Raw genomic sequence first — 15,291 nt, 5'->3', positions numbered from 1 at the left:
GCACTGCAAGGCTGCTGAGCCCAGCCGTCAGTCGGGCAGCCCGGCGTAGGAGTGCAGGCCGGGGAAGTACACGTTGACCACGGCGTAGTTGAAGATGATGCAGCCGAACCCGATGATCGAGAGCCAGGCGGCACGGTTGCCGGTCCAACCGCGAGTGGCGCGGGCGTGGAGGTAACCGGCGTAGACGACCCAGATGACGAAGGTCCAGACCTCCTTCACGTCCCAGCCCCAGTACCGGCCCCAGGCCTCTTCGGCCCAGACGGCGCCGGTGATCAGCGGGCCGAGGGTCCAGAAGACGAAGCCCACGGCATTCATCCGGTAGGCCCAGTTCTCCAGCGAGATCGCCGAGGGGACCAGGCGCAGGAACTGCCAGCCGCTCTTGGTGGAGCCGGCCGCCTGGGCCAGTTCCCGCCGGTGCTGGATCAGCTGCAGGACGTTCATGGCGAAGGTCAGCGTGAACAGCGAGATGGCCAGCACCGCCAGCGAGACGTGGATGGCGATCCACGGGCTCTGCAGGGCGGGCTGCACATGGGCCACCGGCGTGGGGAACCCGATGGTCGCCGAGACCATCATGGTGACCACCAGGCCGAGCACGAAGGTGCCCAGGAAGCGCACATCCTTGCGGGTGAGCACCAGCAGGTAGACCGCCGCCACCACCAGCGCACCGGTGGTCAGGAACTCGAACATGTTCGCCCACGGCACCCGGTTCGCGGCGATCCCGCGAGAGGCGACGGCGAAGGCATGCGCGGCCACTGCGAGCACTGACAGCGCCACCGCAACGTTTGCGAAGGGGCGACGCGTGCCCAGGTAGGCCATCTCCTCGTCCACCAGCTCCTCGGAGGGAGCATCCTGGTGCGGCGCCTGGTCCCGCGGAGCCTCACCCGCGCCGGAGCTGACCCGCTGGCGCTCCGTCATGCTCTCGGCGGCCAGCTCAGCCTCGACCCTGCGGATCGTCGCAGAGCTGCGGATCATGTCCACCGCGAACAGCATGAACGCGGCGGTGTAGACGAAGGCGGCGATCAGCAGGAAAAGCTCGCTGTACTGCACCAGCTCCATATTGATGGACTGCATCAGGAATCCTCCTCTGGGGCCCGCACTGGCCACTTCTTCTCGAACTGGGCACGTAGGGCAATGTTCTCATCCCGCAGCCGGAAGTCCTCGCCGCGGGCAAGCAGGCCGTAGCGCACCAGGGTGCGGCCTGCCGGGGTCGTCTCCACGGTCACCCAGGCGCGCCGACGGCGCAGGAACAGCGAAAGGATGAGGCCGGTGAGAGCGGTCAGCGCGAAGAACAGGACTCCCTGCTGCGCCGGGTTGTAGTGGACGTCGATGGCGACATAGTCCCGGACTCCGTCGAAGCTGATCGACCCCATCCCCTCGGGGAGTTCGTAGGTCTCCCCTTCTGAGAGCACGATGCCGCCGGCTTCCTCGTCGCGAGAGTTGAGCACCTCGAGCCCTTCGGTGTCCAGGACGTAGACGTTCTGCGGGTTGCCCGCGTCCAGGCCGAGGTCCCCGTAGTAGGAGTTCAGCTGCAACTGGGGGTTGCCCAGTTCGGGATCGACCGAGACTGCAAGCCCCTCACCGGTGTCCTGGGCGGTGGGCAGCAGCAGTCCGACGAAGCCGAGCTGTTCGGGCTGGGCGTCCGGGGCCTTGATCACTGCCATGGAGGTGTAGACCTCGTCATCCGGACGGGTGACCACGGGTCCGGAGAAGGCGACGTCGCCCTCTCCGTCTCGCACGGTGATCTCCGGGGCGTACCCATTGCCCACCAGGAACACCCGGGCATCGTCGAGGGTCAGCGGCTGGTTCACCTTCAGCTCCTCGGACTGCGGCTCCCCGTCCGGACCGAGCTGTGTGGTGACATCTGCGGTGAAATCGAGGGGCTGACCGAAGCTGGTGGCGGACTCCCGGTCAAAGACCCGCTCGAAGTCGTCGAGCTGGACCGAGAACGGCTGGAGCTGGTCCTCACTGAAGTAGGCGCCCGGGTGGAAGCTGTCATAGGCGACCAGCGCATTGACGAAGCCCTCGTCCTCCACCAGGATCTTCTGCCCCCGGTAGCTGAACATGGAGCCCGCGGCCACACAGATCAGCACGCCGACCAGCGCCACGTGGAAGACCAGGTTTCCCGATTCCTTGAGGTAGCCGCGCTCGGCTCCCACGGAACCCGCCGAGCCGGTCGAACCTCCAGCGCCGGTCGTGTCGGCACCTTCGGCCGCCGACGCTTCGCGGATCTCCACCCGGTAGCGCCGTGCCTTGAGGATCCCGGCCGCGTCCTGCAGGGCCTGCTGCGCGTTCGGCCCGTCCTCCGCGTCGCCGGCGGCAGCCGACTGCAGCTCCAGCGCGCCGAACTCCGGGAGCCGCTCCAGCCTGCGCGGGGTGCGCGGCGGCGGTGAGGTCATCAGCTGCCAGTGCTTCTTCGTGCGCGGCAGGATGCAGCCGATCAGCGAGATGAACAGCAGCAGGTAGATCGCGGAGAACCAGACCGAGGAATAGACATCGAAGAACTGCAGGAAGTCCAGGACCTCCCCGACCCCGGGGTTGTCCTCGATCCAGGCGTCCACAGAGAAGGGGTCCTGGACCCGCTGCGGGAAGAGCGAACCGGGCACGGCGGCCACTGCGAGCAGCAGCAGCAGCATCAGGGCTGTGCGCATGGAGGTCAGCTGGGTCCAGGCCCAGCGGAGCATGCCCTTGACGCCAAGCGCCGGCGGGGTCACCTCGGCACGCGAGGACCCCGCAGGTGCACCCGTGGAGCTCGTCGCCTCGGGGGCGTCGCGGTGCCCGTCGGGCAGATAGGTGTTTTCGCGTTTTTCGGCCATCAGATGGGCAGCCTCACGTCGTTGGCGAACCAGTCCTGCAGAGCATAGACCCAGGTGTTCCAGATGCCGGAGAGCATCAGCAGCCCGACCAGGATCAGCACGGCGCCACCCACTCGCATCACCGCGACCTTGTGTCGGGTGAAGAAGCGCAGCGCGGTCATCCCGCGCTTGAGCCCCATGCTGATCAGGATGAACGGGATCCCGAGTCCCAGGCAGTAGATGGACATCAGGAAGACGCCGCGGGCGGGGTCTCCCCCCATCGGTGTCGCGAGCGCCAGCACGGCGGCCAGGGTCGGCCCGATGCAGGGCGCCCAGCCGATGCCGAAGGTCGCACCCAGCAGCGGAGCGCCGAGCAGCCCGTCCGGGGGTCGGCGTTCCAGCTTGCGCTCGCGCTGGAAGAAGCTGAAGGCTCCCATGAAGACCAGCCCCATGACGACGACGACGGCGCCCAGCACCTGGGTCAGCCAGCCGCCCTCCACCCGCAGCCAGACCATGGCCTGGGAGAAGACGACTCCGATCAGGACGAAGACCACCGAGAAGCCGAGCACGAAGAGGGAGGCGCCCAGCACCATCCGAGACTTTCGCCGCTCATGCAGCTCCACTCCGGACAGTCCGGTCACATACCCCAGGTACCCGGGCACCAGGGGCAGCACGCAGGGTGAGAGGAAGGAGACCAGCCCAGCGAGCAGCGCCACCGGCGCGGAGATCAGCAGCGAACCGTCAAAGACGATCTCGGCGAAGCGATTATCGGCAGCGCTGAGCAGCGGCACCACCTGGGATGCGACGTTCATCGAGACGCTGCCGACCCCAGGGCGGCAGAAGAGTCGCCGGCGGAGGCTGCGGCGTCGTCGGTGTCACCATCGTTGCCCCCGGCGCTGCTCTCCTCCTCGAGCGCCGTGCTGATCAGCGCGCTGAGCGTCCCGGGCTCCGCGACGCCGAGGATGCGGGACGACACCCGGCCCTGCTTGTCCAGCACCAGGGTGGTGGGCACCGCCGAGGGTGGCACATAGTCGGTCATGGCGAGCATGACGTCACCGTCGCGGTCCTCTATCGAGGGGTACTCGATGCCGAAGTTGCGCTCGAAGGCCTCCGCCGTGGGCTGGGTGTCACGGGTGTTCACTCCGAAGAACTGCACGCCCTCCGGGCTGAACTCCTCGTGGAGCTCGGCCAGGTCGGGCGCCTCGACGCGGCAGGGGGCACAGGCGGCGTACCAGAAGTTGATCACGGTGACCTCTCCCTCCCAGCTCGCCGCGCTGACCTCAGAGCCGTCGAAGAGGGTGGATTCGAACTCCACAGGCTCGCCTCGTTCCGCGGGCGCGATCTCCTGCACGGAGCCGTCACCGGCCACGTAGTTGGTGCCGTCGTTCTGGGCGCGCTGGGCCAGCTGATCATTGCCGGAGCTGCACCCGGTCAGCGCCAGGGCGGAGGCAAGCGCCACCGCAGCCAGCGTACGGAGGCGCGGGGTCTGTGCGGGTCGATCAACGGAGACGGTCATGCGCTGCGGTGTCCAGATCTGAAGAGGGAGCCAGGGTCAGCCGAGAACCAATTCTACAGTCCGTAGAACTGCCTGCGAAGCAGAAGTCATCGAGTCAGCGACTCACCCTGAGGGTCGACGCTGCGGATCAGGCTCCGGGAAGGTTGGCCGCATCCTTGAGCAGCTCCCGATTCGGCTCGGCGTAACTCACCGACTCCACCCCGTCGTGCCCCAGGTGCAGCGAGGTCACGGAGGTCAGTGAACATTCGCGGTCCCGCGGGTCGTGCCAGAGCGGACGGTCCTCGGCCCAGAGCCGGGTCACCCAGATGGGCAGCTGGTGGGCGACGATCACCACCTCAGCGCCTTCTCCGTGAGCCGCAACGGCCTGGTCTGAGAGGTCTTTGACTGCTGCGAGCACTCGGCTGACCTGGGATTTATAGGGTTCACCCCAGGAGGGTCGCATGGGATTGACCAGCAGCGGCCACCAGCGAGGGTTTCGCAGCTGGCGCTTGACCTCGGAGAGTCCCTCGAAGGCGTTCTCGGCCTCGAGCACCCGCTCCTCCACGGTGACCGGAAGCCCCAGCCGTTCGGCGATGGGGGCCACCGTCTCCTGGGCACGCTGCAGCGGCGAGGCGGCCAGCAGGTGCACCGGCCGACCGGCCTCGGCTCGGTCGTGGAAGTGTTCGGCGATGCCCTGAGCCATCTGGTGCCCGAGATCGGAGAGCCCGAACCCGGGGAGGCGCCCGTAGAGGACTCTCTGCGGGTTGTGGACTTCCCCGTGGCGTACCAGATGCACGGTGGAGACCGACTGTGCCGACCTGCGTAGATCCTTCGTGTCCCGACGTTGCATAGTTCTCAGTCTTGCAGAGTTTCACCGCTGATCCCCACTCCTGACGTGTCCTGTGTCACCGGGGGCGAGACGTGCACGGTGTGGTGGGCCAGGTGACGCCGATACAGTAGGGCTGAGATCAGACCGGCAGCGTCCGAACCTGCGGAGCACAGTCCATGTGTTCCGTCGGCTCGGTCGCGGAGGAGGGAACTTTCATGAGCAGCACCCCCGAGGGAAACCACCCGCCGGAGCAGCCGCGCTGGGGCCAGCGCAATCCAGCGCCCGGAGAGCCGGGACACCACCCCCAGCCGCAGCCAGACACTTCGCAGACCACCTATGGTCAGCCTCAGAACCCTGCGGCCCATTACCCAGCTGCGCCTGCCGGGTACTCCGTGCAGCAGTCCGGTTCGGGGATGGCGCACCCCGGTGGTCAGCCCGCCCCGGCCCAGAAGCCGAAGCGACCGATGACGATGATCCTCGCCCTGGTGCTCATGCTGCTGGCCGGCGCGGCCGCACTGACACTGAGCATCATGAGCTTCCTGAACTTCATCTCGATCAATCCTGCGGACATCGGTCCCTTCTGGACAGAGGCGTTCGAGGAGGCCCAGGCACAGCAGGGCCCCGAGGCCGAGCAGGTCACCGTGGAGGACATGCTCTATGTCGTGGGAGTCATGGTGCTGCTCGGCGGCATCGTGCTGGCAGTGCTCTACGCGGTGTTCGCCTTCGTGGGGACCATGACCGGCAACGTGGGCCGCATCCTGGCCACGATCTTCCTCGCCGGCAGCGTCTTTCTGATCTTCTTCGGAGCGCTCAACCTGATCGTCACGGCGCTGAGCCTCGCGGCGATCGTCGCCCTGTGGCTGCCCGCCAGCAACAACTACATCCGCAGCCGCAAGGCCTGGAAGCAGCGGCCCTATGGCTCCGGCCCGGGACAGCCAGGCGCTCCTCAGCAGCATCCTTACCAGCAGGCGCCGTACCAGGCGGGGCCGTATCAGCAGGGCCCGTACCAGCCAGATCCGTACAACCCCGGTCCTGACCAGCAGGCGCCGTACCAGCCAGGTCCCTACAACTCCGATCCTGACCAGCAGAATCCGTATCAGCAGGGCCCGTACCAGCCGGGTCCGCACCACCCGGACGCGAATTCCGGCGCACCGAACCAGGACCCGCGGGACAACCCCTATGGGGGATCTACCCCACGCTGAGCGTTCCCCCGGCGATCTCACTCAGGGTGTGCACCAGCAGTCTCCGCTCCGCGGCCTTGATGCGTTCGTGCAGCGAGTCCTGGTCATCCCCGGGTCTCACCTGCACCGCCTCCTGGGCGATGATGGGGCCGGTGTCCACCCCGGCGTCGACCTGGTGCACGGTGCATCCAGTGATCCGGACCCCGTGCGCCAGGGCATCGCGCACTGCATGGGCACCGGGAAAGCTCGGCAGCAGCGCAGGGTGGGTGTTGATGATCGGCACCCCCACGCCCTGAAGAAACTCAGCCCCGAGGATGCGCATGAATCCCGAGGAGACCACGAGGTCGGGACCGTGCTGCTGCACCGCCGCGCAGAGTTCGCGGTTCCAGGCGGAGCGGTCCCCGCCCTTGGTCAGCGGCACCGCGAAGGTGGGGATGCCTGCCGACTCGGCACGCTGCACTCCCCCACACCCGGGAACATCGGTTCCCACGGCGGCGATCTCGAGGTCCAGACGACCCTCGTGCACGGCGTCGATGACGGCTTGAAGATTCGTCCCCGAACCGGAGACCAGGACCACTATGCGCATTCCCCCAGCCTACTTCGGGTCCACGCAGCACCCGGATAGGGTGGTGATCCATGAGCACGACTCCCCCCGCCACGCCACGCACCACGGATCTCGACGAGACCACGCTCCGCTTCTACGGACGCTTCTCCGGATGGCTGGTGCTTGCGCTGCTGCTGAGCTACCTGGGCCTGCAGCTGCCGCTGCCCTGGCGTCTGCTCGCGGTGGTGGCCGGCGTCGCGGGTCTCGCCGGAGCGATCGTGCTGCTGGTCCAATGTCTGCGCCGACGTCTGCCGGTGCTGATGCATATCAGTGCGATCGCCGTGCTGCTGTGCTGCGGGATCTTCGCGTTCACCGGGGTCTCTCAGGCGATCTTCTGGGAGGCCACCGAGGACTTCGATGAGTGCCGCAGCAGCGCGCTGACCGAACGCTCGATGAACCGCTGTCTGCTCGACTATGAGGACGGCATGCTCAACTCGGTGCCCGGCATCGGGCGCTGAGCGTTCAGCTCACCCGTCCGGTACGCCGCCTGGCGCGCTGCAGACCCAGCGAGATGCCGTAGCCCAGCACGGCACCGAGCGCGACCCAGGCTCCGAGCAGACCTGCGCCGATCAGCGCATGGGGCCCGATGTCGGTCATCCGCCCGACCCCCAGCGAGATGTGCGAGAGCCACAGCGGGCCCACCGCCAACAGCGCCGTCACCAGGCCGGTCAGCACTCCCAGAGAGAGCGTGGAGAGGCCGACTGAGAGCGGGCGCCAGGAGATCCGCAGGGCGAACCAGTCGTCCAGATGGTTCTCCCCCTCCCGCATGAGCCACCATCCGGCGACGACGCCGGCCAGCACCGGCAGTGCGAGCACCCCCAGCGCGTAGGGCTCTGCTCCTCCCGGAAGTGCAGCCAGCACCGGCACGGCCGGTACGGAGCCCAGCTCGGTGCCCCAGGGGGACACCAACGTCCCGGTGCCCAGCGAGAAGCCGGCACCGGTGGAGTAGGACAGCGCCCACAGCACCAGGTTCGGGGCGAGTCCCAGATGCAGCAGCGTCAGTCCGAGAACGCCGAAGAGCCCGGGGTTGAGCTGCTCATAGACGTTCGCGATCTCCATCCACTTCAGCCCCAGCTGTGCCGCCAGCAGCAACGCCGACAGTCCACAGGCGGCGATGAAGCCGACGAGTCCGGCACGCGCTGCGGCCCAGGCGTAGGAGCCGGCCCAGCGCAGCTGCTGGGAGAGCTCCTCCACCCGCGCCTCGAGGTCCATGCCGATCATCCGCGCGGCGCTGCGCGCCTCCGCGTAGCAGCCTGCGAGCGCGGCCAGACTCATCAGCAGCACGCCGCACAGGGCCGCCACCCACGGCATCACCTGGAAGGTCTCGGACTGCGCCACCCAGGCGATGCCGGCAGCTCCGGCTCCGTAGCCCAGTGCCAGCGGCAGCAGCCCCTGCCAGAGCTGGTCCGAGTAGGAACCGCGGGCGATCCGAGCGCCCGCACGCCACCCGAGCCAGATCGGGATCAGGGTCAGGCCCAGCGGCACCAGATGGAACCAGCCGCCCTCTGGAACCTCCACCGCCCCGCCCAGGGCGCCGGGATCGAGTGCGAGCACCAGTTCCACGGGGGTGCCGTGGAGCACCAGCCATGACTGCGCCGCCAGGGTCAGGACGAATTCGATGTCCACCGCGGAGAAGCCGCCGGCGAGACTCATGGCCAGCACCGGCAGGCCCACCAGCACAGCCGTGATGAGCAGAATCTGCACCGCCTCGGCCAGTCCCACGAGCCACAGCGGAGGTGTCGGCAGGCTGAAGCGGCGCCGTCGTGCTGGCTCGGACGGGTCTGCGGCAGGGCTCGCCTGACTGCTGGGTCTGGTGTCGGTGGTGGCCATCGGTCCTATGGTCTCAGCAGGTTCTGGACAACGGCGGGAACAACAGGCCTCAGCCGAAGATGAGTCGCAGTCCGGTGATCAGCGCCATGATCGACCCGATGAACGCCAGGATCAGCACGAGCCGGCGGACCAGCGCCTCGTCGATGCGCCGCTGCAGCCATTCTCCGATGAAGATGCCAGCGATGATCGCCGCCACGGACCCCGCCCACGCCCAGATCGGCAGGCCCGGCAGGGCGCCGTCGTCGAACGCCCATTTGATCCCGAAGGACCCCATGGACAGCAGGATCCAGATCGGCTGCAGCGTGGCGATCATGGCCATGATCGGCCAGCGCGCCACGACGGCATAGATGGTCATCGCGGGGCCTCCGACCCCGGCGATGACGGTGCCTGCTCCAGCCCCCACGCCGGCGATCAGGCGCGTCGTCGGCCCATCGGCCTCGAAGGTGATGCGGCTCAGCAGCATCGAGGTGATCAGTCCGAGAATCACCAGGGTCGCCACGACCACATAGAGCGGCCCCGAGGGAGAGTTCACCGAGACCCAGGCCGCCAGCGGCATGATCGCCAGCGCCGGCAGGCCCACCCAGAGCACCTTGCGCCACTCGATGTCACCCCAGATACGCGGCAGCACCAGCATGGGCGCGAAGATGCTCAGGAAGTTCACCAGCATCACGCCCTCGTGGGCGCCGATGAGCACCACCAGGAACGGCGCCATCACCATGCCGAAGCCGAGCCCCACCAGACGCTGGATCACGGCGGCGAGCAGGACGAGGCCGACGACGGCGGCAGGGATCAGGGTTTCCACCAGATCACCTTAGCCGCTGCACCGGGAAAGGTTTCTGTGCTGTTCACGGGCTCGTCACGACGACGACGGCCTGGGCTCGTCCGGGGTTCCTAGCCTGAAGGCGTGAGAGTTGTTGTGGTGACAGAATCGTTCCTCCCGCACATGAACGGCGTGACAAACTCCGTGCTCCATGTGCTCGCACATCTTCGCCGACGCGGCGATGACGTCACGGTCATCGCCCCCTCCGACACCATGTTCGAGGTCCCTCCGCGGACCGAGCTGGGGCACGCCGGGCGAGAGCGCTGTGAGGGCTTCCCCGTGATCCGGGTGCCTTCGCTTCCGCTGCCGGATTATCCGAAGGTCCGGGTCGCGGCCGGATTCGTGACGCGCATCCGCCACCTCCTCGCTGAGATCCGACCCGACGTGGTGCATGTGGCCTCCCCGTTCGTGCTGGGCTGGCGCGCGATCCAGGCGGCGGAGGCGCTGGGAATCCCCACCGTCTCGATCTATCAGACGGAGGTCCCCACCTACGCGGCCCGCTATCGGCTGCCCTGGGCCACGGAGCTGCTCTGGCAGCACGTGGACCGGATGCACACCAGCTCCACGCTGACCCTGGTGCCGTCCTCCTTCTGCCGGGAGCAGCTTTCCCGGCGAGGGATCAAGCGGCTCAAGACCTGGCGGCGCGGCGTGGACACGGCACGGTTCACCCCGGAGCGTCGCAGCGCGGAGCTTCGCGCGCAGATCAGCAGCACCGGGGAGAAGCTGATCGGCTTCGTGGGTCGACTCGCGGCCGAGAAGCAGATCGAGGATCTGCAGGTGCTCGACGCCATCCCCGGCTCCCGCCTGGTGATCATCGGCTCCGGGCCCCAGGAGGAGGCGCTGCGCCGTCGCCTTCCCCGGGCGCATTTCGCCGGCTTCCAGTCAGGGGACGAGCTGGGCCGCCACGTGGCCAGCCTGGACGTCTTCGTGCACCCGGGTGAGGCCGAGACCTTCTGTCAGACCATCCAGGAGGCCATGGCGGCCGCCGTGCCGGTCGTGGCAGTGGGTCGCGGCGGTCCGCTGGACCTGGTCGACGTCGGCCGCACCGGATGGCTCTACCGTCCGGGTGACCTCGGCGGCATGCGCTCGGCGGTCGAACATCTGCTCGCCGAGGACTCCACGCGGAGCACGTTCGGGCGCAATGCCTTCGAGACGGTGCAGGATCGCACCTGGGAGGCGGTGTCCAATGAGCTCATCGGACACTACTCCCGGGCGGTCGAGGTCAACCGCCGGGTCCGCTCGCTGCGCACCAGGCCGCGGCGCTCCGGCACCACTGCCGCGGAGGCCGCACCGGTGAGCTGACCGATCGGGTCAGCTGGAGAGCAGGCCGTGGGCGGAGAGCTTCGCGGCGATGTCCTTGCCGTCGGGACCATAGATCCACGGGATCCGGCGCTCCCCGGCCAGCTGGACCGCGTCGTGGGGCTCGGCCGGGTCACCGTAGTTCAGCAGATCGTTGCCGGCCGGGTCCTCCGCGCGACCACCAGCGAGCATGGCCTCGGAGTAGGTCAGCTCGCGGATGATCACGGCGGTCACGTGTTCGGGGTGCCGGCGGACGAAATCGGCGTAGATGCCAGGATCATGCTGCCCGTCGTCCCCGATGAGCACCCAGGACATCTCCGGGAAGTCCTGGGCCAGCCGCTCCAGCTGCTGGACCTTGTGCAGCTTGCCGGAGCGGAACCAACGATCTGCGGTCGGGCCCCAGTCCGTGAGCAGCAGCGGCCCCTTCGGGTAGAGGTTGCGCGTGAGGAAACGGGTGAGGGTCTGCGCCACATTCCATGCCCCGGTGGAGATGTAGATGACCGGGGAGCCGGGGTGGTTGACCATCAGCCGTTCCATCATCACCGCCATCCCCGGGGTGGGCGTGCGGGCGTGCTCGTCCAGCACGAAGGAGTTCCAGGCTGCCAGCAGCGGACGCGGGAGGGTGGTGACCACGACGGTGTCATCGATGTCGCAGACCACGCCGGTGTAGGTCGAGTCGTCGATGATGTGGACGTCTGCGGTGGTGGACTCGCTGCCCGGGGCATGCAGTCTGACCTGCTGCCAGCCGGGCTCCAGGTCGGTCTCGACCACCGCGTCGACCACGCCTCCGCGGTCAGCGACCACGCTGAACTCTCTGCCGGCGATCTCCACGGTCAGCTCGGCGAAGGGAACCGGGGCGGAGATGAAGTTCCGCCAGCCACGGACTCCATCGGCGATGACCTTGGCCACGCGCAGTCCGTTCTCGAAGTCGGAGTCCGGGGCCATCACGACCCGGGAGAAGATCCTGACCCAGCGGCGGCAGCCATAGCCGGTCATCGAGAGCATGGTGACGTTCTGGCCGCGGCGCCGGGCGAGCCCGAGGCGGAACTGGTGCCAGGTGTCCTCGGTCTTCATCACCCGGTTGCGGGTGCGGTCGCTGTAGTGGCGGCGGACAGCGGCGGTGTCCTGCAGGACCTCGGTGTGCTCCGGATGCGTCATCGGCCCGATCATACCGGCTTGGGCGCAGGCGCACCGCCTCGGCGGCTGATGGATAGGGTGAACAGGTGACGAACAACCCTGAGCCCATCTGCACCCCTGAACCCGGCCGACCGCAGGCGCGCGAACTGCGCCTGATCGCCGCTCGTGCCGCCCAGCAGGTGGGGCTCCCCCTGGTGGAGGCGTTCCGCACGCGGACCCCGGCGGAGCTTGTCGTCACCACCAAGACGAGCAGCCACGACCTGCTCACCCGTCACGACGCCGCCACCGAGGACGCGCTCTCCCGCGCGCTGACCGAGGCCGTCCCGGGCTCCTGGGTCACGGGGGAGGAACGGGGCGCGCGTGGGAGCGGCACGCTGGAGTGGATCGTCGATCCGATCGACGGCACGAGCAACTTTGCCCACGGCTTTGCCATGTTCTCCATCTCCATCGCCGCGGTGTACGCGGGCGAGGTGATCGCCGGTGTGGTCCACGATCCGGTGAACCGGCTCACCTTCTCCGCCGACGACGACGGCGCCTATCTCACCACCGCGGAGACGGAGCTGCGGCTGGAACCCCCGCTGGCGCGCACCGACCGGCCGCGCCCCGAGCAGAGCCTCAACCTGATGACCAGCTACCCCTCCGCGGAGGTGCTCACCCAGGAGGGAAGCGCCGCGCTCGAGGCCTTCGCAGAGATGGTCAGCACCTTCTCCACGGTGCGCCGGGTGGTCTCCGGTGCGCTTGAGCTGTGTCACGCGGCCGCGGGGTGGGCCGATGTGGTGCTGGGAGTGGACACCAATCCCTGGGACGTCGCCGCCGGCATGCTCATCCTGCGCCGCGCCGGTGGACGTTACCTGGCGCACGGTCACAGCATCGAGGCTCGTGGGGCGGACCATCTGGCTCCGGACTACCTGGGGCTGGCCCCGGGTGTGGACTCCCCCGCTGCTCGGCGGCTGATCACCCAGGCGAGCCTCCGGCGTCGTCGGTCGCCCCGCGGCTGAGCAGGTTTAGCCATTCCTGAACTTCGTCACAGGCCGTCCACGGCTCCATGAACGCCGGCCTGCCGGGGAGAATGGCTTCAGTGAGCCACTCATCGCAGACCCCGGCGGATTCTCCGCGTGACCAGAGCACCCCCACGCCGCGCCAGATACGTCGATGGAGGCGCTACCTGGCCGACGAGCAGGCGGAGGGGCGGCTGTACCGGGACCTCGCCGAGCGCAAGCGCGGCGAGGAGCGTCAGATCCTGCTCGGGCTCGCGGCGGCGGAGAAGCGCCATGAACAGCACTGGCGTGATCTGTTGGGAGAGCACGCTCAGCGGCTTCCCGCCCCGTCTGCGCACCGCGTTGTGCTCAGCTGGATGGCGCGGATCTTCGGCTCGGTCTTCGTCCTCGCCCTGGCCCAGCGCGCGGAGGGCGAGTCCCCCTACGACACCGACTCCGATGCCACCGCCCGCATGGCCGCCGATGAGGCGATCCATGAGGAGGTCGTCCGGGCGCTGGCCACCCGCGGCAGAGAGAAGCTCTCCGGGGGATTCCGCGCTGCGGTCTTCGGCGCCAATGACGGGCTGGTCTCGAATCTGGCGCTGATCGTGGGCATGGGTGGGACCGGGGTGGGACCCACCGTCATCCTGCTCACCGGGGTGGCGGGTCTCCTCGCCGGGGCCCTCTCCATGGCGGCCGGGGAGTTCGTCTCCGTGCGCAGCCAGCGGGAGCTGCTCGACGCCACCCGCCCGACCCAGGCGACGCTCCGGGCCGCACCGGACCTGGATCTGGATCACAACGAGCTGATCCTGGTCTACCGTGCGCGCGGCATGAGCGAGGGCGACGCCGAGCATCGCGCGCTGGAGCGCCTCGGCGTCTTCGACTGCGACTGCAACCCCGAGCTCTCCCACGACCCGGAGGAGGTCGCCGACGAACACGCGATCGTGGGCTCCGCCTGGACCGCGGCCGGATCAAGCTTCGTCTTCTTCGCGGTGGGCGCGATCATCCCGGTCATTCCCTACCTACTGGGAGCCGAGGGGCTCACCGCCGTCGTCGTCTCCTGCGCCATGGTCGGGGTCGCGCTGCTCGGCACCGGCGCGGTGGTCGGGCTGCTCTCCGGGGCCTCACCGCTCAAGCGCGGACTGCGCCAGCTGGGCATCGGGCTGGGAGCCGCCGCAGTGACCTACCTGCTGGGCTCGGTGCTGGGTGTCACCGTGGCGTAGACGTCGGGCGCCTTGCCCCGCCCATCCGAAGGACTCTGAGGAGTCACCCTGCCTGGCGCGCACCCCCAAGCCCCTAGGTGGGAGGGGGGCCGCAGGATTCACGAAGGATCAGACGGTTCGCCTCGGGACTTCCCAGCGGAGAAGACTCGTCCCTCACGAGGGCGATCAGCCGACTCATCGCCTGCCACCCCTGCCCCTCCCGGTCCACCGCGACGGTCGAGAGCGAGGGCGTGGCGTACCGGCCGGTCTCGAGATTGTCCCAGCCGATCACACTCAGGTCCTGTGGCACGCGCCATCCTCGTTCATGGGCTGCACGGACGGCACCCATCGCCACGTAATCGTTGGCGGCGACCACGGCAGTCACTGTGCTTCCCGGGGCGAGCTCGCTGATGGCGCTGTAGCCCACCTCGGGTCCCCAGCCACCGCCGACGATGCCGCAGGACACCAGCCCAAGCTCGGCGACCGTCTCTTCGAACACCTTTCGCCTGGCACGTGCCGACGTCCAGTCCTGGGGTCCTGAGATGTGCAGGAAGTTCCGGTGCCCGATCTCGGCCAGATGCTTCACGATGTCGGCCATGATCGACGCGTCGGCGAGCGGACCGATGCCCCGCAGGTCGTCGTCGAACTGGCCCAGGACCGCCAGCGCGGCAGTGCCCGGACCTTTGGGCCGGTCCCGCAGACCCGGCAGAGCACTCAGCGAGAGCACACCGTCCACTCGCCCGGACTCCATGAGTTCGACGGCCCGTGATGCACGGTCCTGGGCGGTGCCGTCGACCACGGAGATCTCCATGAAACAGCCTGCCGCATGCGCCGCCCTCGCCGCTCCTGCAAGCGTCGGGGTGGGCATGGCATCGACCTGGGACGGCAGGATGACCGCGAGAACGCCGGTCCGTCGGGTTCGCATGGACCGGGCGATCATGTTGGGCCGGTAGTTCAACTCCTGGATCGCCTTCTCCACGCGTTCCGTGGTGGCCGGCTTGAAGGGACCCATGTCGCGGAGATAGCGCGAGACGGTCTGGTGAGACACACCCGCTCGCCGTGCCACCTCGTGGATCGTGGCCGCCCGTGGGGCCCCTGTCGCGTCGCTCGCCACGCGGGCACCAC

General features: G+C 68.4%; 15 protein-coding genes. 5 read left to right on the top strand and 10 right to left on the bottom strand.

All coding sequences use genetic code 11. From position 1 onward, the window contains the following. Positions 1 to 27 precede the first annotated feature (27 nt). The 5 genes from ccsB to H4W26_RS10495 all read right to left on the bottom strand — a co-directional run bounded on the left by ccsB (position 28) and on the right by H4W26_RS10495 (position 5,137). A complete protein-coding gene (gene ccsB / locus H4W26_RS10515) occupies positions 28 to 1,071 on the bottom strand; it encodes a c-type cytochrome biogenesis protein CcsB (RefSeq protein ID WP_192592193.1) in 1,044 nt (347 codons plus the stop codon). Beyond that, entirely contained in the window at positions 1,071 to 2,813 is a 1,743-nt protein-coding gene (gene resB, locus H4W26_RS10510; RefSeq protein WP_192592192.1) for a cytochrome c biogenesis protein ResB, read from the bottom strand. Before resB ends, ccsB begins: the two co-directional genes overlap by 1 nt. Then, positions 2,813 to 3,604 carry a cytochrome c biogenesis CcdA family protein gene (locus H4W26_RS10505; RefSeq protein WP_192592191.1) on the bottom strand — a complete coding sequence of 264 codons (792 nt, stop codon included), beginning with the start codon at positions 3,602 to 3,604 and terminating at the stop codon, positions 2,813 to 2,815. The genes resB and H4W26_RS10505 overlap by 1 nt, the downstream gene beginning before the upstream one ends. Further along, positions 3,601 to 4,308 carry a TlpA family protein disulfide reductase gene (locus H4W26_RS10500; protein WP_192592190.1) on the bottom strand — a complete coding sequence of 236 codons (708 nt, stop codon included), beginning with the start codon at positions 4,306 to 4,308 and terminating at the stop codon, positions 3,601 to 3,603. The genes H4W26_RS10505 and H4W26_RS10500 overlap by 4 nt, the downstream gene beginning before the upstream one ends. 127 nt (positions 4,309 to 4,435) lie before the next feature. Beyond that, positions 4,436 to 5,137 carry a histidine phosphatase family protein gene (locus H4W26_RS10495; RefSeq protein ID WP_192592189.1) on the bottom strand — a complete coding sequence of 234 codons (702 nt, stop codon included), beginning with the start codon at positions 5,135 to 5,137 and terminating at the stop codon, positions 4,436 to 4,438. A 194-nt stretch (positions 5,138 to 5,331) separates the two neighbouring features. Here H4W26_RS10495 and H4W26_RS10490 point away from each other — a divergent pair, with 194 nt between their 5' ends. Continuing rightward, positions 5,332 to 6,318, top strand: coding sequence for a hypothetical protein (locus tag H4W26_RS10490; protein WP_192592188.1), 987 nt, complete (start codon positions 5,332 to 5,334; stop codon positions 6,316 to 6,318). On the opposite strand, the gene purN is transcribed toward H4W26_RS10490, so the two are convergent. Next, positions 6,305 to 6,883 (bottom strand): phosphoribosylglycinamide formyltransferase, encoded by a 579-nt coding sequence (gene purN, locus H4W26_RS10485; protein WP_192592187.1) that lies wholly within the window; start codon positions 6,881 to 6,883, stop codon positions 6,305 to 6,307. The two genes, H4W26_RS10490 and purN, sit on opposite strands and share 14 nt — an antisense overlap. 50 nt (positions 6,884 to 6,933) lie before the next feature. Between purN and H4W26_RS10480 the strand changes: the two genes are divergently transcribed. Further along, the gene (locus H4W26_RS10480; RefSeq protein ID WP_192592186.1) at positions 6,934 to 7,359 is read left to right on the top strand and encodes a hypothetical protein; all 426 of its coding nucleotides are present in this window, start codon (positions 6,934 to 6,936) and stop codon (positions 7,357 to 7,359) included. A gap of 4 nt (positions 7,360 to 7,363) precedes the next feature. Here H4W26_RS10480 and H4W26_RS10475 read toward each other — a convergent pair whose 3' ends face one another. Then, positions 7,364 to 8,731 (bottom strand): cell division protein PerM, encoded by a 1,368-nt coding sequence (locus H4W26_RS10475; protein ID WP_192592185.1) that lies wholly within the window; start codon positions 8,729 to 8,731, stop codon positions 7,364 to 7,366. Positions 8,732 to 8,780: 49 nt separating this feature from the next. Further along, complete coding sequence (locus tag H4W26_RS10470) at positions 8,781 to 9,533, bottom strand: TSUP family transporter (RefSeq protein WP_192592184.1); 753 nt, start codon at positions 9,531 to 9,533, stop codon at positions 8,781 to 8,783. Between the two features lie 102 nt (positions 9,534 to 9,635). Here H4W26_RS10470 and H4W26_RS10465 point away from each other — a divergent pair, with 102 nt between their 5' ends. Next, positions 9,636 to 10,853, top strand: coding sequence for a glycosyltransferase family 4 protein (locus tag H4W26_RS10465; protein WP_192592183.1), 1,218 nt, complete (start codon positions 9,636 to 9,638; stop codon positions 10,851 to 10,853). 9 nt (positions 10,854 to 10,862) lie between these two features. On the opposite strand, the gene H4W26_RS10460 is transcribed toward H4W26_RS10465, so the two are convergent. Beyond that, positions 10,863 to 12,008, bottom strand: coding sequence for an App1 family protein (locus H4W26_RS10460; RefSeq protein ID WP_192592182.1), 1,146 nt, complete (start codon positions 12,006 to 12,008; stop codon positions 10,863 to 10,865). Between the two features lie 65 nt (positions 12,009 to 12,073). Between H4W26_RS10460 and H4W26_RS10455 the strand changes: the two genes are divergently transcribed. Continuing rightward, a complete protein-coding gene (locus H4W26_RS10455; protein WP_318779860.1) occupies positions 12,074 to 12,985 on the top strand; it encodes an inositol monophosphatase family protein in 912 nt (303 codons plus the stop codon). 71 nt (positions 12,986 to 13,056) lie between these two features. Next, positions 13,057 to 14,187, top strand: a complete 1,131-nt coding sequence (locus H4W26_RS10450) for a VIT1/CCC1 transporter family protein (protein WP_192592181.1) — start codon at positions 13,057 to 13,059, stop codon at positions 14,185 to 14,187. 73 nt (positions 14,188 to 14,260) lie between these two features. Here H4W26_RS10450 and H4W26_RS10445 read toward each other — a convergent pair whose 3' ends face one another. After that, on the bottom strand, positions 14,261 to 15,280 hold the full coding sequence (locus H4W26_RS10445) for a LacI family DNA-binding transcriptional regulator (RefSeq protein ID WP_318779859.1): 1,020 nt from the start codon (positions 15,278 to 15,280) through the stop codon (positions 14,261 to 14,263). Positions 15,281 to 15,291 lie beyond the last annotated feature (11 nt).

This window comes from Nesterenkonia halotolerans (genome assembly GCF_014874065.1).
In the GTDB taxonomy this organism is placed as follows: Bacteria; Actinomycetota; Actinomycetes; order Actinomycetales; family Micrococcaceae; genus Nesterenkonia; species Nesterenkonia halotolerans.
The sequence above is the reverse complement of the archived record's forward strand: the minus strand, read 5'-3'. Positions and strand labels throughout refer to the sequence as shown.